16 protein-coding genes are annotated in these 19,718 nt (G+C 56.6%); 15 read left to right on the top strand and 1 reads right to left on the bottom strand.

The features are described 5' to 3' along the window. Positions 1-47: 47 nt before the first annotated feature. The 12 genes from ACODS3_RS07165 (at position 48) to ACODS3_RS07110 (ending at position 13,905) form a co-directional block, all read left to right on the top strand. Entirely contained in the window at positions 48-1,211 is a 1,164-nt protein-coding gene (locus ACODS3_RS07165; protein ID WP_489033886.1) for an efflux RND transporter periplasmic adaptor subunit, read from the top strand. After that, positions 1,211-4,321, top strand: a complete 3,111-nt coding sequence (locus ACODS3_RS07160) for a multidrug efflux RND transporter permease subunit (protein ID WP_489033885.1) — start codon at positions 1,211-1,213, stop codon at positions 4,319-4,321. Before ACODS3_RS07165 ends, ACODS3_RS07160 begins: the two co-directional genes overlap by 1 nt. Positions 4,322-4,374: 53 nt before the next feature. Further along, a complete protein-coding gene (locus ACODS3_RS07155) occupies positions 4,375-5,871 on the top strand; it encodes an MFS transporter (RefSeq protein WP_489033884.1) in 1,497 nt (498 codons plus the stop codon). 72 nt (positions 5,872-5,943) lie between these two features. Then, positions 5,944-6,948 (top strand): SMP-30/gluconolactonase/LRE family protein, encoded by a 1,005-nt coding sequence (locus ACODS3_RS07150; RefSeq protein ID WP_304574546.1) that lies wholly within the window; start codon positions 5,944-5,946, stop codon positions 6,946-6,948. A gap of 796 nt (positions 6,949-7,744) precedes the next feature. Then, entirely contained in the window at positions 7,745-9,301 is a 1,557-nt protein-coding gene (gene tssA, locus ACODS3_RS07145; protein WP_489033883.1) for a type VI secretion system protein TssA, read from the top strand. Between the two features lie 32 nt (positions 9,302-9,333). After that, the gene (gene tssB, locus ACODS3_RS07140; protein WP_008073455.1) at positions 9,334-9,837 is read left to right on the top strand and encodes a type VI secretion system contractile sheath small subunit; all 504 of its coding nucleotides are present in this window, start codon (positions 9,334-9,336) and stop codon (positions 9,835-9,837) included. 28 nt (positions 9,838-9,865) lie between these two features. After that, positions 9,866-11,341 (top strand): type VI secretion system contractile sheath large subunit, encoded by a 1,476-nt coding sequence (tssC, locus tag ACODS3_RS07135; protein ID WP_007934527.1) that lies wholly within the window; start codon positions 9,866-9,868, stop codon positions 11,339-11,341. Between the two features lie 10 nt (positions 11,342-11,351). Beyond that, positions 11,352-11,759, top strand: coding sequence for a type VI secretion system baseplate subunit TssE (tssE, locus tag ACODS3_RS07130; RefSeq protein WP_122321401.1), 408 nt, complete (start codon positions 11,352-11,354; stop codon positions 11,757-11,759). 10 nt (positions 11,760-11,769) lie between these two features. Beyond that, complete coding sequence (locus ACODS3_RS07125; RefSeq protein WP_304574543.1) at positions 11,770-12,270, top strand: PAAR domain-containing protein; 501 nt, start codon at positions 11,770-11,772, stop codon at positions 12,268-12,270. A 5-nt stretch (positions 12,271-12,275) separates the two neighbouring features. Continuing rightward, the gene (locus tag ACODS3_RS07120) at positions 12,276-13,025 is read left to right on the top strand and encodes an alpha/beta hydrolase family protein (RefSeq protein WP_304574542.1); all 750 of its coding nucleotides are present in this window, start codon (positions 12,276-12,278) and stop codon (positions 13,023-13,025) included. Next, entirely contained in the window at positions 13,025-13,468 is a 444-nt protein-coding gene (locus tag ACODS3_RS07115) for a hypothetical protein (RefSeq protein WP_304574541.1), read from the top strand. Before ACODS3_RS07120 ends, ACODS3_RS07115 begins: the two co-directional genes overlap by 1 nt. Positions 13,469-13,479: 11 nt before the next feature. Continuing rightward, the gene (locus ACODS3_RS07110; protein WP_489033882.1) at positions 13,480-13,905 is read left to right on the top strand and encodes a hypothetical protein; all 426 of its coding nucleotides are present in this window, start codon (positions 13,480-13,482) and stop codon (positions 13,903-13,905) included. Between the two features lie 95 nt (positions 13,906-14,000). Here the strand turns inward: ACODS3_RS07110 and ACODS3_RS07105 are convergent, their stop codons facing one another. Continuing rightward, positions 14,001-14,255, bottom strand: coding sequence for a hypothetical protein (locus tag ACODS3_RS07105; RefSeq protein WP_304574539.1), 255 nt, complete (start codon positions 14,253-14,255; stop codon positions 14,001-14,003). Positions 14,256-14,281: 26 nt separating this feature from the next. On the opposite strand from ACODS3_RS07105, the gene tssF reads away from it, so the two are divergent. Genes tssF through tssH form a run of 3 tightly spaced genes read left to right on the top strand, consistent with a single transcriptional unit; the run spans position 14,282 to position 19,708 of the window. Then, positions 14,282-16,069, top strand: coding sequence for a type VI secretion system baseplate subunit TssF (gene tssF, locus ACODS3_RS07100; RefSeq protein WP_201000621.1), 1,788 nt, complete (start codon positions 14,282-14,284; stop codon positions 16,067-16,069). Then, positions 16,033-17,040 carry a type VI secretion system baseplate subunit TssG gene (tssG, locus tag ACODS3_RS07095; protein WP_201000623.1) on the top strand — a complete coding sequence of 336 codons (1,008 nt, stop codon included), beginning with the start codon at positions 16,033-16,035 and terminating at the stop codon, positions 17,038-17,040. Before tssF ends, tssG begins: the two co-directional genes overlap by 37 nt. Positions 17,041-17,053: 13 nt before the next feature. Continuing rightward, the gene (gene tssH, locus ACODS3_RS07090) at positions 17,054-19,708 is read left to right on the top strand and encodes a type VI secretion system ATPase TssH (RefSeq protein WP_489033881.1); all 2,655 of its coding nucleotides are present in this window, start codon (positions 17,054-17,056) and stop codon (positions 19,706-19,708) included. Positions 19,709-19,718 lie beyond the last annotated feature (10 nt).

The following is a 19,718-nucleotide window of genomic DNA, read 5'->3' as shown; positions in this document are numbered from 1 at the left end:
CTGGACGCAGTCTTTAGCATGGCGCGATCTTCACGGGGAACGCCACAATGCCGTCTTTATTGCGTCTCGATCCAAACCGATTGATGTTGTGTGCCGGACTTGCTGCACTGGCTGCCTGCGGCAAACCCACTGCACAGCAAGAGGTGCCGCCACCGCATGTGAGTGTGGAAACGGTCAGGACGCAACCTCTGACCATCACGACAGAACTCAATGGGCGTCTGGTTTCGCCGCGTATTGCCGAGGTCCGTGCGCGGGTAGCCGGGATCGTGCTGCAACGGGTTTATCGCGAGGGTACGGAAGTCCGGCAGGGCGATGTTCTTTTTCGCATTGATCCGGCGCCTTTTCAGGCGGATGTCGAAAGCGCCGAAGCGGCCTTGCGCAAGGCACAAGCGACGGAGTATCAGGCTCGCTTGCAAGCCGAACGCTATACAGAGCTGACAAAGATCAGCGCTGTCAGTCGTCAGGACGCCGAAAACGCTCGCGCCAGCTTCCTGCAGGCCCAGGCCGATGTGGCATCGACCCGGGCGGCACTCAAGCGCGCCCGTCTCAACCTGGATTACGCAACAGTCACTGCGCCCATTTCGGGACGCATCGGCAAGGCTCAGGTCACCGAAGGCGCATTGGTCGGGCAGGGTGATGCCACCGCATTGGCAATCATTCAGCAGTTGCAGCCCCTTTATGCCGATATCAACCAGTCCACACGGCAGATCAGTGACCTGCGCCGCTCGCTACTGCAAGGGCAGTTGCAGCAGCTTGAAGCGGGACAGATTACCGCGACACTCATTCAGGAAGATGGCAGCCCGTATCCGTACAAGGGGAAGTTGCTGTTTTCCGATCTGACGGTGGATCAAGGCACTGGCCAGGTCACCCTGCGCAGCGAGTTTCCCAACCCGCAAAACGAGCTATTGCCTGGCAGTTTCATCACTGTGCAGCTTGATCAGGCTCGCGTGGCACAAGGTATTACGGTGCCACAGCGTGCAGTGCAACGCGACGCAGCAGGCAAGGCGCTGGTGTTGATTGTCGATGCGCAAGGCAAGGTACAGGGGCGGGCAATTGAACCGGGAGTTGTGCAGCACAACCGCTGGATCGTGAAGAGCGGCCTCGATGCCGGTGATCGAGTCATCGTTTCCGGCCTGCAACACGTGCAGCCGGGTATCACAGTGACGGCAGAAGAAGAGGGCTCTCAAGCCCTGGCTCAGGAGCAGAAGTAATGGCGCCGTTTTTTATCGACCGGCCTGTGTTTGCCTGGGTCATTGCGCTGTTCATTGTGCTGGCCGGCTTGCTTGCCATACCTAAGCTGCCTGTGGCCCAGTACCCCAGCGTTGCGCCACCGCAAATCGAGTTGACCGCCACTTATCCCGGCGCGTCTGCCAATACCATCGATGAAAGCGTGGTGAGCCTGATCGAGCAAGAACTGAACGGCGTCAATCACTTGCTGTATTTCAGCTCCAGCAGCAGCCAGGGCACGGCAACCATGACCATTACGTTCCAGCCGGGCACCAATCCCGAGCTGGCCAAGGTCGATGTGCAGAACCGGCTGAAAGTCATCGAGCCGCGTCTGCCGCGGGCGGTGAGCCAGCAAGGCCTTCAGCTTGAAGAGATATCTGCCGGATTCCTGATGATCGCCACGCTGACTTCAACGGACGGTCGTCTCGACGAAATTGCGCTCAGCGATTACTTGACGCGCAACGTGGTCAACGAACTGAAGCGCTTGAATGGTGTGGGCAAAGCCCAGTTGTTCGGTTCAGAGCGTGCCATGCGGATCTGGATCGATCCGCAGAAACTGGTCGCTTTCAATCTGACTCCGTCCGATGTCAGCCAGGCCATTGCCGAGCAGAACGTTCAGGTCGCGGCTGGCAGTATTGGCGACTTGCCGTCCTCGACGGATCAGGAAATGACCGCAACCGTCATGGTCAAGGGGCAATTGAGTACGCCGCAGGAGTTTGCCGCCATTGTTCTCAAGGCGAACGCCAACGGCTCCAGCGTGACTGTTGGCGATGTGGCACGGGTCGAGGTTGGAGCCCAGAGCTACAATTTCGCCACCCGCCTGGATGGCAAGGCGTCGGTTGCCGTGGGCGTACAACTGGCGCCGGCAGCCAACGCGATGAGTACTGCGAACCTGGTAAGGGAAAAGCTCGACGAGCTTTCGCGTTATTTTCCGGCCGGGGTGAAATACGACGTTCCTTACGACACGTCGCCTTTCGTCAAGGTATCGATCACCAAGGTCATTCACACCTTGATCGAAGCCATGGTGCTGGTGTTCATCGTGATGTTCGTGTTCCTGCAGAACATCCGCTACACCCTGATCCCTGCTCTTGTAGTGCCCGTCGCCTTGATGGGGACATTCGCCGTGATGTTCTTGCTCGGCTTTTCAATCAATGTGCTGACGCTGTTCGGCATGGTCCTGGCAATCGGCATTCTGGTGGACGATGCCATTGTGGTGGTGGAAAACGTCGAGCGGCTGATGGCCCAGGAAGGATTGTCACCCAGGCAGGCTACTCGCAAAGCCATGGAGGAAATCAGTAGCGCCATCATCGGAATAACCCTGGTACTGACAGCCGTATTCATTCCCATGGCATTCATGCCGGGCTCGGTCGGAGTGATCTATCAGCAGTTCTCGATTTCCATGGCCGTTGCCATCGTGTTTTCAGCGTTTCTGGCCCTGAGCCTGACACCGGCTCTGTGCGCCACGATGCTCAAGCCGATACCTGCGAACTCACATCACGAGAAGAACGGGTTTTTCGGCTGGTTCAACCGGCGCTTCGAGCAAGCCAGTCAGGGCTACGAAAATCTGGTAAGCAAAGCGGTAGGCCGCATTGGACGCTATATGGTCATCTTTCTGTTGCTGACAGGCATCATGGGATTGCTGTTTGTCCGCCTGCCATCCTCGTTCCTGCCAGTGGAGGATCAGGGCTATACCATCACCGATATTCAATTGCCGCCAGGGGCCAGCCAGCAACGTACCATTGAAGTGGCCAGACAGATCGAAGCACACAATGCGCAGGAAACAGGCATTACCAATACCGTGATGATTCTCGGCTTCAGCTTTTCCGGGAGCGGGCAGAATGCCGCACTTGCTTTTACCACTTTGAAAGACTGGTCGCAGCGGGCTGCACAGGACTCTGCTCAATCCATTGCCGACCGGGCCAGTGCCGTGTTTTCCGGTTTCAAGGACGCCATGGTATTCAGTCTGCTGCCGCCGCCTGTCGAAGGGCTGGGCACATCGGGTGGTTTTGAAGTGTGGCTGCAGGATCGTGGCTCACAAGGCCATGACGCATTGCGGCAAGCCCGTGATGAACTGCTGAGCAAAGCCAGCGAAAGTCCGATCCTGCAAAACGTGCGCGAAGCGTCCCTGGCGGAAACCCCGCAGGTCAATATCGAAGTGGACCGCCAGCAAGCCCATGCCATGGGCATTTCGTTCTCGGATATCGCCAGCGTGCTGTCGACCTCGCTGGGGTCAGCCTATGTCAATGATTTCCCGAATCTTGGGCGTATGCAGCAAGTGATCGTGCAGAGCCAGGGCGACCGCCGGCAACAGGTTGAAGACCTCTTGCGCCTTGAAGTCAAAAACCGTCAGGGACGCATGGTGCCTGTTTCGGCATTCGCCAGTATCCACTGGACACGAGGGCCGGCTCAGCTCACTCGATACAACGGCTATCAAGCGGTCAGCCTGTCCGGTGAGCCTTCGCCGGGGCACAGTACCGGTGAGGCGATGGAGGAAATGGAGCGTCTGGCTTCGGGGCTGTCCACAGGCTTTGCCTTGCAGTGGACAGGGCTTTCATTGCAGGAGCGCATATCCGGCGGCCAGGTGCCGCTGCTGCTCGGGCTTTCGATGCTGGTGGTGTTTCTGTGCCTGGCGGCGCTTTATGAAAGCTGGGCAATTCCTGCGGCAGTCTTGATGGTGGTGCCTCTTGGCATTATCGGCGCAGTGTTGGCGGTCACTTTACGCGGCATGCCCAATGACGTGTTCTTCAAGGTCGGGCTGATCACCATCATCGGGCTCTCTGCAAAGAACGCCATCCTGATCATTGAGTTCGCTACCAGTCTGCATGCTCAAGGCATGAGCAGGGGCGAGGCGAGTATTCGTGCTGCTCGTCTGCGTCTGCGCCCCATCGTAATGACGTCCCTGGCGTTCATTTTCGGTGTTGTTCCGCTGGTGTTCGCCTCGGGGGCCAGCTCGGCAAGTCAGCAGGCAATCGGGACCGGCGTAATGGGCGGCATGGTCACCGCAACGCTGGCAGTACTTTTCGTACCCGTGTTTTTCGTTCTGATCATAGGGATGCGCGAGAGAAGCCGGCGCGGTTCGGCTTGCGAAGAGTAACGGGGCGACAGGGTGTTTTTTCGTGGTTCTGTATTGAAAAAGGATGATCCGTCTTGCCTGGTAGAACTTTAAATCGCTGGCTGGTACTGCTGGCGGTCATGATGGCTTTTCTGCCGATCGTACTGGATCTGACCATTCTTCATGTGGCAGTCCCCTCGCTGTCCATGGCCTTGCAGGCAACCGGTACAGAGGTCCTGTGGATCATCGACATTTATCCGCTGTTGATGGCCAGCCTGCTGATTCCCATGGGCACGCTTGCCGACAGAGTCGGTCATCGGCGCATGTTGATACTGGGGCTTGGCATCTTTTGTACAGGGTCGGTTCTTGCGGCCTTTGCTCCGAGCGCCGAGGCACTGATAGGGGCGCGGGCCTTCATGGCCTTTGGAACTGCCATGGTCATGCCATGCACCCTTGCTATCGTTCGACAGACTTTCGAGGATGAAGGCGAGCGAGCCATGGCGCTGGGCATCTGGGGCGCGGTTGCTTCTGCGGGTGCTGCCCTGGGACCGCTGGCTGGCGGGGCGCTGCTTGAGCATTTCTGGTGGGGCGCGGTATTTCTGATAAACGTGCCAGTGATGCTTTTTGTCATTCCTCTGGTAAAGGCCTATATCCCTGTGCGTCTGCTATCGACAGGCGGTCCCGGAAAGTGGCCGATAGAGCAGGCCCTGATTCTGATCCTCGGCATCATGGCAACGGTATATGGCCTGAAATCGGGCTTCAGGACAGGCAGTTCCCTGCCGATGACGATCATCTTTATTGCATTCGGCATCCTGATGCTGCTTTGGTTTGCACATAAGCAGCTTCGCTCGCCCGATCCGATGCTCGATTTGAGCCTGTTCTCTGTCCCGCAGATCAGCGCAGGCGTTGTCATGTCACTGGTAGTCATGGGAGCGCTTGCCGGGGTAGAGCTGATGCTTGCTCAGGAACTGCAATTCGTCCTTGGGCAAACGCCACTTGAGGCCGGTATTTTCATGCTGCCCCTGATGATCGGCTCCGCTATCGGTGGGCCGCTTGCGGGCATGCTGCTTCAGGCGACCGGGTTGAGACAGGTGGCGAGTTTGTCTCTGTTGATTTCTGCTGCATCTCTGGTGGGGTTGGCGCTTGCAAACCTGGGCAGCGGCGGGGTGGTTGTCGTTTTTACGCTGGCGGCACTCGGGCTGGCGCTCAGCGTTGGCATGACCGCTTCCTCCGTCGCAATCATGAGTCACACACCGGTCGAGAAAGCCGGCTCAGCCGGAGCTCTGGAAGCCACAAGCTATGACCTGGGCTCAGGCCTGGGGATCACTGTGTTCGGGATTCTCCTGACGTCCAGCTATGAACGATCGATTCGTCTGCCGGATGACCTGCCCTTGAATATCGCTGAAACGGCAGGGCGCTCGATCGGCGAAACGATGATGGCGGCGAAGGCGGCGGGCGGGCATCAGGCACAGCAACTCGTTCTGGCTGGTCAGGAAGCTTTCAGTGCGTCACACAGCCTGGTTCTGCTCGCGGCTGCCGCCCTGATCGGTCTGGTGAGCATCGTGGTCTGGAACCTGTTACGCAATCAGTGAGTATCGCGAATAAACTTCGGCTGCCGATTACCGTCAAACCCGTCTCGTACGTATCTTCATATAGGACGGAATATGCGGCAATTACGAAAGAAAGCATCCCTGTTGCTATTGGGTAGCTCACTCCTGACAGCCAACCATATCCTTGCAGCGGACGCAGCTTCGCCCATCACGGTAGTCGCCACTAACCCTGCGTTTTCCACACTTGTTGCGCCCGATGCGAAGGTAGAAACACTCACCGATGGTGCAAAGTGGGCAGAAGGTCCGCTATGCCTGCCCGACGGTGGCCTGCTATGGAGTGACGTCAAGGCGAACAAGGTCATGAGCTGGGACGAGAAAAACGGCGTCACGACCTTGCTGGATCCTGCCCATTATCAGAATGGCCGTGCTCTGGATGCCGAGGGCCGCGTGGTTGCTGCCTCCCACGGCGAGCGTGCAATCGTGCGCCAGGAAAAGGATGGCAAGTGGCATACCCTGATCCAGAGATATCGGGGTAAACGCCTGAACAGTCCGAACGATGTCGTCGTCGACAAGAGCGGCCATATCTGGTTCAGCGATCCGACCTTTGGCGTGTTGAACAAGGCAGAGAGTTACGGAGGAAAACCGGAGCAGGGCGGCGAGTACCTGTATCGCTACAACCCGCAGCTCAAGGAACTGACCCGGCTCAAGACACCTGGCCTTCATTCACCCAATGGCCTGGCCTTTTCGCCTGACCAAAGCCTGCTGTATGTGGCCGACTCGCAACTGGCCCATGACTTCAAGAACCCAAAACTGGCCCATAAGGTGCTGGTCTATCAGGTTCACAATGGCGCACTGAGCAATGGCCGGACATTTACCGAAATCACGCCGGGCATCCCCGACGGCCTCAAGGTCGACGCCAAGGGCAATGTCTGGAGCAGCAGTAAAGAAGGCATTCAGGTGTATTCGCCAAAAGGCGAGTTGCTCGGGAAACTGCGGGTGGCGGCCGAGGATACCGGCAACCTTGCATTCTGCTCTACGGGTTCACAGCACTGGGCTTACGTGACGGCGGGCAACAAGGTCTTGAGGGTGCAGACGCTGATTGGAGGAGGTCAGGAGTAACCCTGGTTCGTCGACGGGCAGGGTTTGACTCTTTGCCTTGCCGTTGACGGACTTTGGATAAAACATTGTTCTGCGTCGGGGCAAGCACCATCCTCTACCCGCAATCCCGGATGAATATCGAGTTCTGGAATGTATTACGCGCCAAGTGATGGCTATATGACATATACTAGTGACTATCGCGCAGACTATAAGCAGATGCACTTCGCAAATCCCTTACAGATCCGCGGGTAACTCCTGTTGTGATCTTTTCATTACCATCCATTCTTATGTAGTCGCTAGGGGTTCCCCTTAGAGATACATGTTACCCCTTATTTCAGCAGCTCTTCGATCAGGCGACTTGTGCGCCAAGACAGTATGTTCACATCAATAGTTCCCACTGACATGAATAATAATTACACGCAACGAGACAGCCTCTTTCCATGCAGTCACATGATTGCTCATTGCCATCACTTTAGATGCAATCCCCCCCCCCTAAAGGCTTGATTTTGCTACATGCCAGCAGCATGGCATCCCTGGCTACGCACAGCTCTATCTCGCGTGTTCCTGCCTGAACAACCGATTTAAGACATCATATTGATATCATTAGTTCTCGCAATTTAAGAAAATCCCTACAAAAACTAAAGAAGTTTCGTCTTAGTGTTTAAGTACTTGCTAGTGGCCATCACCGTGAGTAAGATCCACGCCCTCGGAGGGTGCGATTCTCAATTACAACAGGGGTTCGCCACCACTTCGTATTGTCTTATGCCATTGCAATACTGATGGCCATACTGGATGTGATCGTAATTGAAGGTCATGGATGTCCTACTCAAGTAAGCTTTCAGCTCATTACCTTGAACTCGCAAAAGCCCCGGTCTCGGCCGAAAGTTTTGCGGGAGAGGACGTTCGCTTTTCGAGCGAGTATGAGGCTTTGGAAAGTGAGCTGAACAAAGCCCAGTCCATGCACGAAAGCGGTCAGATCGACTGGCTGAAAATTCGCGAAAACAGTGAAGCTCTCCTTCGTACCCAGTCCAAGGATCTGCGGGTGGGTGCCTGGCTGACATGGGCTCTTTACCAGCGTGAGTCCTTCCAGGGTTTGTTGGCCGGGCTTGGGCTTTTACACCATCTTTGTGAGAGTCATTGGGCCGAGGTTTATCCGAGCAAGGCCCGGACCCGTTCTGCTGCAATCAGTTGGCTGGTGTCACGCCTTGAGCAGGTACTGAACGAAAACGTCGCCATCAAGGAACAGCTGCCGCTGTTCCGCCGCCTGGTCGAGCACCTTGAAGGCCTTGACGCTGCATGCACCCAGCATCTGGGCGACGATGCTCCGCTGCTGCTACCACTTTCCCGCCGCCTGAAAGGCATGGTCCAGCGCGCCGCCGACAACCAGCCAGAGCCTGGCGTTGTGGGGGCCGCGGTGGCTCAGGTCAAGCAGACGGCTACGCAACTGTTTACTCCTGGCGCGCCGATTGACAACGAGAAAGAGGCGCACAAGGCCCTGCGTGCCCAGCAGGAAAACGCACGTCCGCTGTGTGCCTGGTGGCTCAAGCAGAAAGCCAGCGATCTGCGCGCCTTGCGCCTCAGCCGCACACTGCTTTGGTTGCCGATCGACGCGGTTCCTGAGCGCAATGCCGAGCAGATCACAGCCCTGCGTGGCCTGCCTGCGGACAAGCTCAAGGCCTATCAGGATCGTTACGATCAGGGCAAATATGCAGACCTGCTGGTAGAGCTGGAGGCAAGCCTGACCAAGGCACCATTCTGGTTCGATGGCCAGCGGATGGTCTGGGAATGTTTGCAGGCGTTGAACGCCGAACTGGCAATGCGCGAAGTGGAAATCCATTTCGCACTGTTGATTCAGCGCCTGCCCGGCATTATCGAGTTGCGTTTCCACGATGGCGCACCGTTTGCCGACCCGAGCACTCGCGCCTGGATTAACGCCAACGTCATGCCGCACCTGCAGACTGCCAGTGCGCCGCGCAAGGTTGAAGTTGCCGATACCCAGCCGGCCTGGGAACTGGCCCTCGAAGAAGTCATGCCGGTTTTGCGCAAGGAAGGCCTCAAGGCCGCTGTACAGATTCTCAAACAGGGTTTGCAAAGCGCCAATGGCGGACGTGTCCGGTTTTTCTGGCAGTTCGCGCTCGCCCGGTTGTGTTTCATGGCCAAGAAATACGAGCTGGCCAGGACTCAACTCGAAACTCTGGACCAGACATTACAGGACTCAGGCCTGAACGCCTGGGAGCCCGATCTTGCGCTGGAAGTGCTGCATTTGCTGCATAGCTGCTGCGAGTTGTTACCGCAGAACCATGCCGTACGTGAACGCAAGGAAGAGATTTATCGCAGGCTGTGCCACCTCGACCTCGAAGTGGTACTCGAATAGGCCCCAGGGCCACAACCGCACGGAGAAAAGCCATGGCCAAAGAAGGCTCGGTAGCCCCCAAGGAACGTATCAACGTCACTTTCAAACCTGCCACCGGTGGTGCACAGGAAGAGATCGAACTGCCGTTGAAACTGCTTGCAATCGGTGACTACACCCACCGCAAGGACGAACGCAAGATCGAAGATCGCAAGCCGATCAGCATCGACAAAATGACGTTTGACGAAGTGCTGGCCAAGCAAGAGCTGAGTCTGACATTGAGCGTGCCGAACCGTCTTCAGGAAGAAAGCGACACTGAAGAGCTGGCCGTGAAACTGCGCGTCAATTCGATGAAGGATTTCAACCCTGCCAGCCTGGTCGAGCAAGTGCCTGAGCTGAAAAAACTGATGGAACTGCGCGACGCGCTGGTGGCCCTCAAAGGCCCGCTGGGTAATGCGCCTGCGTTCCGCAAAGCCATCGAAGGCGTTCTCGCCGACGACGAATCCCGCGGTCGCGTACTGGGTGAGCTGGGCTTGAACGCCGCAGCACCTGACGCCTGAGTCCCTATCAGCCAAGGAAGCCAACACAATGAGCACTAGCGCAGCACAGCAAAAGAGCAACGAGAGCGGCGAATACAGCATTCTCGACAGCATCATCGCTGAAACCCGTCTGACACCGGACGACGAAGCCTACGACATCGCCAAGCGCGGCGTATCGGCCTTCATCGAAGAACTGCTCAAGCCGCAGAACAACGGCGAGCCGGTCAAGAAGGCCATGGTCGACCGCATGATCGCCGAGATCGATGCCAAGCTCAGCCGCCAGATGGACGAAATCCTGCACCACCCTGACTTCCAGTCCCTCGAGTCGTCGTGGCGTGGTCTGCAACTGTTGGTCGACCGCACCAACTTCCGCGAAAACATCAAGATCGAAATCCTCAACGTCTCCAAGGACGACCTGCTGGACGACTTCGAAGATTCGCCGGAAGTGATGCAGTCGGGCCTGTACAAGCACATCTACACCGCTGAATACGGCCAGTTCGGTGGTCAGCCGGTTGGTGCGATCATCGCCAACTACTACATGTCCCCAAGCTCGCCGGACGTGAAACTGATGCAGTACGTGTCCAGCGTAGCCTGCATGTCCCACGCACCGTTCATTGCTGCTGCCGGCCCGAAATTCTTCGGCCTGGAAAGCTTCACCGGTCTGCCGGACCTGAAGGATCTGAAAGATCACTTCGAGGGCCCGCAATTCGCCAAATGGCAGAGCTTCCGCCAGTCGGAAGACTCCCGTTACGTTGGCCTGACCGTGCCGCGCTTCCTGCTGCGTAACCCGTACGACCCGGAAGAAAACCCGGTCAAGTCGTTCGTGTACAAGGAAACCGTCGCCAACAGCCACGAGCACTACCTGTGGGGTAACACGGCTTATGCGTTCGGCACCAAGCTGACCGACAGCTTCGCCAAATTCCGCTGGTGCCCGAACATCATCGGCCCACAGAGCGGTGGTGCTGTTGAAGACCTGCCGTTGCACCATTTCGAAAGCATGGGCGAAATCGAGACCAAGATTCCTACCGAGGTTCTGGTCAGCGACCGTCGTGAATACGAACTGGCCGAGGAAGGCTTCATCTCCCTGACCATGCGCAAAGGCTCCGACAACGCGGCGTTCTTCTCCGCAAGCTCGGTACAGAAGCCGAAGTTCTTCGGCATCAGCGCTGAAGGCAAGGCTGCAGAGCTGAACTACAAGCTCGGCACCCAACTGCCGTACATGATGATCGTCAACCGCCTGGCTCACTACCTGAAAGTGCTGCAGCGCGAGCAACTCGGTTCGTGGAAAGAGCGCACCGACCTTGAGCTGGAACTCAACAAGTGGATCCGCCAGTACGTGGCCGACCAGGAAAACCCGAGCGCCGAAGTGCGTGGCCGTCGTCCTCTGCGCGCTGCCCAGATCATCGTCAGCGATGTAGAAGGCGAGCCAGGCTGGTATCGCGTAAGCCTGAACGTGCGCCCGCACTTCAAGTACATGGGTGCAGATTTCACCCTGTCGCTGGTTGGCAAGCTGGACAAAGAGTAAGGAGCGACTCATGACTGGATACGGCAGCCTTTTTGAACGCCTTGGTGGCGACGCAGATCAGCGCGTCGGATGGAGCCGAGAGGTTTCTGCCATGTCGTCCGTGGCTGCCCATCTGGCCAAGATGCTCAGCACCCGTGCGGGCAGCGTGCAAACGCTGTCCGATTACGGGCTACCCGATCTCAATGACATGCGCCTGAGCCTGCACGACTCATTGAGTCAGGCACGCCTGGCCATCGAAAGCTTCATCGAAGCCTACGAGCCGCGCCTGAGCAACGTGCGTGTCATTTCCCTGCCGCGTGACAACGATCAGCTTCGCCTGTCCTTCAGCATCGAAGGCCTGCTGGAAGTTGATGGTTTCAAGCGTCAGGTCAGTTTCGCCGCTCGCCTGGATGGCAGTGGTCAAGTGAAGGTCAACTAAGGAGACTCCGATGTCCGGTAAACCCGCAGCACGTGTATCCGACCCGACTGCTTGCCCTGTATCCGGCCACGGCACAAACCCGATTGCCGCCGGTTCCGGCGACGTATTCTTCGACGGCCTCCCGGCCGCCCGCCAGGGCGATGCCTCGGCCTGTGGCGGTGCGTTGGTGGGTGATCTTGCAACGACCGTTCTGATCAACGGCAAACCGGCTGCGACCGTAGGCTCCGTCGGTAGTCATGGCAACAAGGTGACGGCCGGGTCCGGGACGGTGATTATCGGGAATTCGCATACGCCGGTGCCGTTTGTGCCGCCGTTGCCTTTGCCTGGTTTTGATGAGCAGTTTGTGTTGACTGACGAAAGCGGAGCGGTCTTGGCGAACCGTCGGTATATGTTGGTCCGGGAAAACGGTATGCAAGAAGAGGGAGTTACCAGTGAGAAAGGTCTGACTCATCGATTGGCGCGTCACCAGAGCGCGGAAAAAATCGATATCTACATTGCATCAGAGGATTGATGCAAATGACTGAGGTACTGGAAACTCCGACAGGAATTTATAAGAAAATCGCTTCGACCAGCAGCACCGCTACGGCCGATAAAACACCGAAAAATATTATGGTGAAGGAAGGCTTGACGGTTTATTTGGGTGGAGCGGGTATGGCCGGGGGATATATCGAGGATCAGGTAAAGTCGCTAAGAAAGGTTGGGATCAGTGGTGCAGTAGTAGGGCGGAATACAGCTGGGCAGTATGTTGATGCTGTAGCGGGTGTAAACAAGCACCGCTATCGCCTTAAAAAAATCAACGGCATATCAGACTCCGGTCCTTACAGTATCGAAGCTGATTGGAGTCTGGAATCGCTAGGTGTGAATAAACCTATTCCTGCCGGAGGCCAGTTCAATCTTATTGGCTATTCTTTTGGATCGCTCGTTGCTGCTCAGTCGGCTCTTTATTATGCAGATAAAGGGCAGCCTGTTGATTACTTGGTCTTGATCGGCTCACCCATTTCTGAGGAAATGCTGGCGGAGACAAGGCAGAACGCACTCATCAAGAATGTTGTCGTACTGGACCTGAAGGCTCATGGCGATCCCATACATGCAGGTATGTCTTTTGTAGACTTGGCGGTGAATGCTCCTTTACTTGGCTGGCAAATGACAGAGTCTGCCAGTAATGGCGAAGGCATGGGACACTTTTACTACGGCATCGATGGTGCTTCGGGGGAGCAGCGTCGGCTTGAACTGGCAAAATCTCTGTACGCCGAGGGCTTGCGTTGATGAGCAGTGCTCGTAAAGTCAAAGCGATGATTGTTATTGCACTCGCAATGGTTTTCCCTTTTGCATTGTTTGAAGCTTATTTGGTTTTCAGATTTGGCGTTGCTGAACCATACAGTTATTTTGTTTCTGCTCCCTTGTCCGTTGTTTCTTTTGTTATTTTGCAGCTCGCCATAGGGTATGGTTTCTTTAAAGGCTGGACTGCATGCGAGATGCGAAGTAATTATGCTTATCTTGCATTATGGCTTTTGAGTTTGCTGACTTTGATTCTGCTGCCGCAGTTCTTTTCAAACGTGCCATTTGATCAATCGGGCCTGAATCTTGGAGCATCTGACAGATTATTTTTTGCCGATGTAACAAAAGTCGACATGAGCCATTTTCAAGTAAAAAATGCCAGTGTGGTTTGTAGCATTGATAGCCTAGGAGGTGCAGCGTGGAGGTGCTGAGACTGGAGACGATGCCTGCGACCAAGTTTACGGTTCTGGAAAAAATGATGACTCGAGTAATCACAGGGTTGGTCATCCATTTTTTTGCGTGCGTGGCCTACGTGGTTGTTAATTATTATGGTGTATCACTCTATAAGTATGTTTTTGACGGGCTGACTGCCCGGGGTGCATCCATTGGGATGGCCATGTATTTGATTTTTTATGTTTTCGTTGCGGTGAATTTTATTGTGGCTCTGATACCGAGGCTTACAATAAAATTGGCTATTTTGTTTTTTATGGTGGGAGCCATATTGACTTATCTGCTTCCTCTCTACCCTGTGCGCGCCTTGGCTTACAGTGTTTTGACAGGAGGGTTGACTGTTGTTGCAATATTTGTCTCGGGCAAAGTAACCGGAGTGGTATCAGCGAGGCGTGCAGGGCGTGGTGTTGATATATGAAGATTTCCTATTATCTGATTCTGGCAGTTTTTATGACTTTTTCATTCACTACCCCAAAAACCGAGTGGCTAGTAAACTTTGAGTCTTTAGGGGTTTCAGAGAGTATCGATATCTATAAGGGTCTGTTTCTTCTTTGTTTGATCCTTTATGTTCCGATGATGCTGCTTGTGTTTTGTTGCTTTGCAAGGGCGCTTGTTATTTTTATAAGGTCCAAGAGCTTTCAGGATAGCTTTTCTCTTTTGATTGCTCCAGTTACAGGTCTTGTAGCACTTCATCGATTCAATAAATGGGTGTTCAGTGAAATTTTCTAATTGCTCGGCGCAGATCATCCAGCAGAACAGTTTTTCCATGAGCACAACTACCAGGCAGGTAATCCGTGTCCTTTAACCACTACTACCAAAGCGAACTCACCGCACTGCGTCAGTTGGGCCGCCGTTTCGCCGAGCGTAGCCCGGCATTGGCGCCTTTTCTGGGGCAGGCCGGGCGTGATCCGGATGTGGAGCGGTTGCTGGAAGGTTTTGCATTCCTGACCGGGCGCCTGCGCCAGAAACTCGATGACGAATTGCCGGAGCTCAGCCATTCGCTGATGCAGTTGCTGTGGCCCAACTATATGCGGCCGCTGCCGGCGTTCAGCATTCTGCAGTTCGATCCGCTCAAGCGTTCCGGGCCTGCGCTGATGGTCGAGCGTGATACGCCAATCGAGAGTGTGCCGATCAATGATGTGCGCTGCCGCTTCCGTACTTGTTACCCGACCGAGGTATTGCCGCTGGATCTGGCGGCGCTGAATTACTCGGTGAAGGGCGACGGTTCGCTGTTGAGCCTGCGTCTGGAAATGAGTGCTGACGGTCACCTTGGTGAGTTGGAGCTGAGCCGTCTGCGTCTGCACTTCGCTGGTGAACGCTATATCAGCCAGATGCTTTATCTCAGCCTGTTGCGTAACCTGGAAGGTATCGAGCTGATTCCGCTGGATGGTGCCGGCAAACCTATCAAAGGCGTCAACGATATTCCGATGGCATTCAAGATGCCGGGCGATCGCGTGCAGCCGGTGGGTTTTGCCGAAGAGGAGGCGTTGATTCCTTATCCGCTGAACACTTTCCGCGGTTATCGCTACCTGCAGGAATACTTCGCTTTCCAGGACAAGTTCCTGTTCGTCGACATCAACGGCCTGGATATTCTCAAAGCGCTGCCGCAAGACACCCTCAAACAGATGCGTGGCCTGGAGCTGCGTTTCGATATCCGTAAAAGCGGTATCCAGCGCCTGCGTCCGACCCTGGATAACGTGAAACTGTTCTGCACGCCCATCGTCAATCTGTTCCCGCACGATGCGCTGCCGATTCGCCTTGATGGCAAACAGGACGAGTACCTGCTGTTGCCAGCGGAATACGATCTGGAAAACTGCGGTGTGTTCTCGGTAGAAACCGTGACCGGCTGGAAGCCCGGCGGCCTCGGTTATCAGGAATACGTGCCGTTCGAGTCCTTCGAGCACGACCCGAGTTTCGACGTACCCAACAGCCGCCCGCATTACAGCATCCGCCAGCGTTCATCCTTGCTGCATGACGGCCTCGACACCTACCTGAGCTTCGGCATCCGCCATACCGAAGCCCACGAAACCCTGTCCATCGAGCTGATGTGTACCAACCAGAACCTGCCGCGCAAGCTCAAGCTCGGTGATATCTGCATGGCGTGCGAAGAGACGCCGGAGTTCCTGAGTTTCCGCAATATCACGCCGGCCACATCGAGTTTTGCGCCGCCGCTGAACCGTGACTTCCTGTGGAAGCTGATCAGCAACATGTCGCTTAACTATTTGTCCCTGGCCGACGTCAATGCACTGAAGGTGATTCTCGAAACCTACGACCTGCCGCGCTACTACGACCAGCATGCGGAAAAGGTCAGCAAGCGCCTTCTGGGCGGGCTCAAGTCGATCAGGCATCAACACGTGGATCGGTTGCACCGTGGTCTTCCGGTACGCGGTTTGCGCACCGAACTGACCATCGACCCGGAAGGGTATATCGGCGAAGGCGACCTGTTCGTGTTCGCTTCGGTTCTCAACGAGTTTTTCGCGCTTTACGCCAGTCTCAATTCGTACCATGAGCTGCGGGTAAAAAGCACACAGGGAGAGGTGTACCAATGGACACCACGTATGGGCCTGCAGCCCCTGCTTTAAGCGGGCTGACCCGAGGTATACGCGAGTACTCGCTGTTTCAGGCCGTGTTGCTGGTAATCGACCGGCTGCGCGATGCGCACCCGTACCTGAGCGAAGACGACCTTTACGACCAGCTTGAATTCCAGGCCAACCCGAGCCTGGGTTTCCCTGGCAGTGACGTTGATCGCGTGGAGTTTTTTGAAGAACACGGGCAGATGCGTGCGCGCATGCGTTTCAACCTGATCGGCCTGGTAGGTTCCGGTTCGCCGCTGCCTGCGTTTTACGGCGAACAGGCTCTGGGCGACAGCGAGGACGGCAACCCGACCCGTAACTTCCTTGACCTGTTTCACCATCGCCTGCAACGGCTGATGCTGCCGATCTGGAAGAAGTACCGCTATCGCGCCAGCTTTGAGAGCGGTGCAATCGATCCGTTTTCTTCGCATCTTTTTGCCTTGATCGGCCTTGGCAGTGAAGAGATCCGACGCGCCAAGGAACTGAACTGGAAGCGCTTGTTACCGTACCTGGGCTTGCTCAGCCTGCGCGCTCACTCGGCCGCGCTGATCGAAGCGGTGCTGCGTTACTACTTCAAGCACGCTGAACTGACCATCGAGCAGTGCATTGAGCGGCGTGTGGAAATTCTCGAAGAGCAGCGCAATCGTCTGGGCCGTGCCAACAGCATGCTTGGGGAAGACCTTGTGCTGGGCGAACACGTACGTGATCGCAGCGGCAAGTTTCGCATTCACATCCGCGAGCTCGACTGGCAACGCTTTCACGAATTCCTGCCGATCGGTTTCGGTTATCAGCCGCTCTGCGCGCTGGTGCGGTTCACCTTGCGTGACCCGCTTGATTACGACATTCGCCTGGTATTGCGCCAGGAAGAAATCCGCGAACTGCGCATCGGTGAACAAAACGCCTGTCGCCTGGGATGGACCAGTTGGCTCGGCCGCGAAAAAGCGGACGGTGTGGTAACCCTGGGCAGCAAAATTCATTAAGGACAGATGACCCATGATCAACGTAGACCTGCAACAACTTATTCAGGCACTGGACGCCGAAACCCGCCGTGATCTGGAGCGTTCAGCCGAGCGCTGCGTTGCCCGTGGCGGTAGCAAAATCCTTGTCGAAGACTTGTTGCTGGGCCTGCTGGAGCGCCCGCAAGGCCTGCTCACTCGCGCATTGCAGGATGCCGAAGTGGATGCAGGTGAGCTAAGCGCCGCGTTGCAATCGCGTGTCGAGCACAGCGCCTCACGCAACCCGGTGTTCGCGCCAGAGTTAGTCCAATGGCTGCAAGACGCGCTGTTGGTGGCCAACCTTGAACTTGGCCAGAGTCAGGTCGAGCAAGCCGCGCTGATCCTTGCACTGCTGCGCAATCCGATGCGCTACGCTGGCAGCCGTTACCAGCCATTGCTGGCAAAACTGAATGTCGAACGCCTGAAAGAGTTCGCTCTGTCCCAGAAAGAGCAACCGGCCAGCGGCAAACCGGCAGTGCAGGGTGAATCGCTGCTGGAGCGCTTTACTCATAACCTGACCCAACAGGCCCGCGACGGCAAACTCGATCCTGTGCTGTGCCGCGACGGCGCAATCCGTCAGATGGTCGATATCCTTGCACGTCGCCGCAAGAACAACCCGATTGTGGTCGGTGAAGCCGGCGTGGGTAAAACCGCTATCGTTGAAGGCCTGGCCTCGCGTATTGCCGCCGGTGAAGTACCACAAGTCCTCAAGGGCGTAGAGCTTCTGTCCCTGGACATGGGGCTGCTTCAGGCCGGTGCCAGCGTCAAGGGTGAGTTCGAGCGACGTCTCAAAGGCGTGATCGACGAAGTCAAGGCCTCGCCAAAACCTATCATCCTGTTCATCGACGAAGCCCACACCCTGATCGGTGCGGGCGGCAATGCCGGTGGTTCTGATGCCGCCAACCTGCTCAAGCCGGCCCTGGCCCGTGGCGAGTTGCGCACCATCGCCGCCACCACCTGGGCGGAGTACAAGAAGTACTTTGAAAAAGACCCGGCCCTGGCCCGTCGTTTCCAGCCAGTACAACTGCACGAACCGACCGTCAGCGAGGCAGTGACCATTCTTCGTGGCCTGGCTCAAGTCTATGAAAAGAGCCACGGTATCTATCTGCGTGATGACGCGGTGGTTTCCGCCGCCGAGTTGTCTGCCCGTTATCTGGCAGGCCGTCAGTTGCCGGACAAGGCTGTCGACGTTCTCGATACCGCGTGTGCCCGTGTGCGCATCAGCCTTGCTGCTGCACCGGAAAGCCTTGAACGCCTGCGCGGTGAACTGGCTGAAGGTGGCCGTCAGCGTCAGGCACTGCGTCGTGATGCCGAGGCCGGTCTGCTGATTGACCACGAAGCACTGGATGCGCTGGAAGCTCGGCTGGAAGAAGCCCAAAACGAAATGACTGCCCTGGAAACCCAGTGGACCGAGCAGAAACAACTGGCCGAACGCCTGCTGGAACTGCGTCAGCAATTGGCCAAGGCCCGCGAAGCTGCGGCGGTCGAACCGATCATCAGCGTCGAAGAAGACGCCGAAGGCACGGTGATTGAAACCCTGACCAACGAAACCGACGAGGTCTTGAGCGTCGAGGCTCTGGAAGCCGAGCTGAACCAGACCCACAGCGCTCTGACCGCCGCCCAGACCAAAGAGCGTCTGGTGAGTTTTGAAGTCTGCCCGCGTCTGGTGGCTGAAGTGATCAGTGCCTGGACCGGCGTACCTCTGGCGCAACTGGCCCGTGAACACAATGCCAAGGTTGCCAGTTTCGCCGTTGACCTGCGCACACGCATTCGTGGTCAGGAACAGGCCGTACACGCACTGGATCGCTCGATGCGTGCCACGGCTGCCGGCCTGAACAAGCCGGATGCACCGGTGGGCGTGTTCCTGCTGGTCGGTCCTAGCGGTGTCGGCAAGACCGAAACCGCGCTGGCGCTTGCGGATTTGCTGTACGGCGGTGATCGTTTCATCACCACGATCAACATGTCCGAATTCCAGGAGAAGCACACTGTTTCCCGCCTGATCGGTGCTCCACCGGGCTATGTCGGTTACGGCGAAGGCGGCATGCTCACCGAAGCCGTGCGCCAGAAGCCTTACTCCGTGGTGCTGCTGGATGAGGTCGAGAAGGCCGACCCGGACGTGCTCAACCTGTTTTACCAGATATTCGACAAAGGCGTGGCCAACGACGGGGAAGGGCGCGAGATCGACTTCCGCAATACCCTGATCCTGATGACCTCGAACCTGGGCAGCGACCGTATCGCCGAACTGTGCGAAAACGGCGAGCGTCCATCCGCTGAAGTGCTTGAAGAAACCATTCGCCCGGTTCTCAGCAAGCACTTCAAACCGGCGCTGCTGGCACGCATGCGCGTTGTGCCGTACTACCCGGTAGGTGGCCCGGTGCTGCGCGAACTGATCGAAATCAAACTCGGTCGTCTGGGCGAGCGTCTGAATCGTCGTCAGCTGGAGTTCACCTGGTGCCAGAACCTTGTGGATCACCTGTCCGAGCGCTGCACTCAAAGCGAAAGCGGTGCACGCCTGATCGATCATCTGCTGGATCAGCACGTTCTGCCGCTGGTGGCCGACCGCCTGCTCGACGCAATGGCCACCGGTGAAAGCCTCAAGCGGGTTCACGCCACGCTCGACGGCAACGCCAGCGTGACCTGCGAGTTCGCCTGAGGTGGGTGTG

Source organism: Pseudomonas sp. FG43, assembly GCF_057809175.1.
This window is presented reverse-complemented; position numbering and strand designations above follow the sequence as displayed.

Excerpts from the sequence above, each read along its gene's own strand:
- ACODS3_RS07165 (WP_489033886.1), top strand. The coding sequence starts at position 48 with ATGCCGTCTTTATTGCGTCTCGATCCAAACCGATTGATGTTGTGTGCC.
- ACODS3_RS07160 (WP_489033885.1), top strand. The coding sequence starts at position 1,211 with ATGGCGCCGTTTTTTATCGACCGGCCTGTGTTTGCCTGGGTCATTGCG.
- ACODS3_RS07150 (WP_304574546.1), top strand. The coding sequence starts at position 5,944 with ATGCGGCAATTACGAAAGAAAGCATCCCTGTTGCTATTGGGTAGCTCA.
- tssA (WP_489033883.1), top strand. The coding sequence starts at position 7,745 with ATGTCCTACTCAAGTAAGCTTTCAGCTCATTACCTTGAACTCGCAAAA.
- tssB (WP_008073455.1), top strand. The coding sequence starts at position 9,334 with ATGGCCAAAGAAGGCTCGGTAGCCCCCAAGGAACGTATCAACGTCACT.
- tssC (WP_007934527.1), top strand. The coding sequence starts at position 9,866 with ATGAGCACTAGCGCAGCACAGCAAAAGAGCAACGAGAGCGGCGAATAC.
- tssE (WP_122321401.1), top strand. The coding sequence starts at position 11,352 with ATGACTGGATACGGCAGCCTTTTTGAACGCCTTGGTGGCGACGCAGAT.
- ACODS3_RS07125 (WP_304574543.1), top strand. The coding sequence starts at position 11,770 with ATGTCCGGTAAACCCGCAGCACGTGTATCCGACCCGACTGCTTGCCCT.
- ACODS3_RS07120 (WP_304574542.1), top strand. The coding sequence starts at position 12,276 with ATGACTGAGGTACTGGAAACTCCGACAGGAATTTATAAGAAAATCGCT.
- ACODS3_RS07115 (WP_304574541.1), top strand. The coding sequence starts at position 13,025 with ATGAGCAGTGCTCGTAAAGTCAAAGCGATGATTGTTATTGCACTCGCA.
- ACODS3_RS07110 (WP_489033882.1), top strand. The coding sequence starts at position 13,480 with ATGCCTGCGACCAAGTTTACGGTTCTGGAAAAAATGATGACTCGAGTA.
- ACODS3_RS07105 (WP_304574539.1), bottom strand. The coding sequence starts at position 14,255 with ATGGAAAAACTGTTCTGCTGGATGATCTGCGCCGAGCAATTAGAAAAT.
- tssG (WP_201000623.1), top strand. The coding sequence starts at position 16,033 with ATGGACACCACGTATGGGCCTGCAGCCCCTGCTTTAAGCGGGCTGACC.
- tssH (WP_489033881.1), top strand. The coding sequence starts at position 17,054 with ATGATCAACGTAGACCTGCAACAACTTATTCAGGCACTGGACGCCGAA.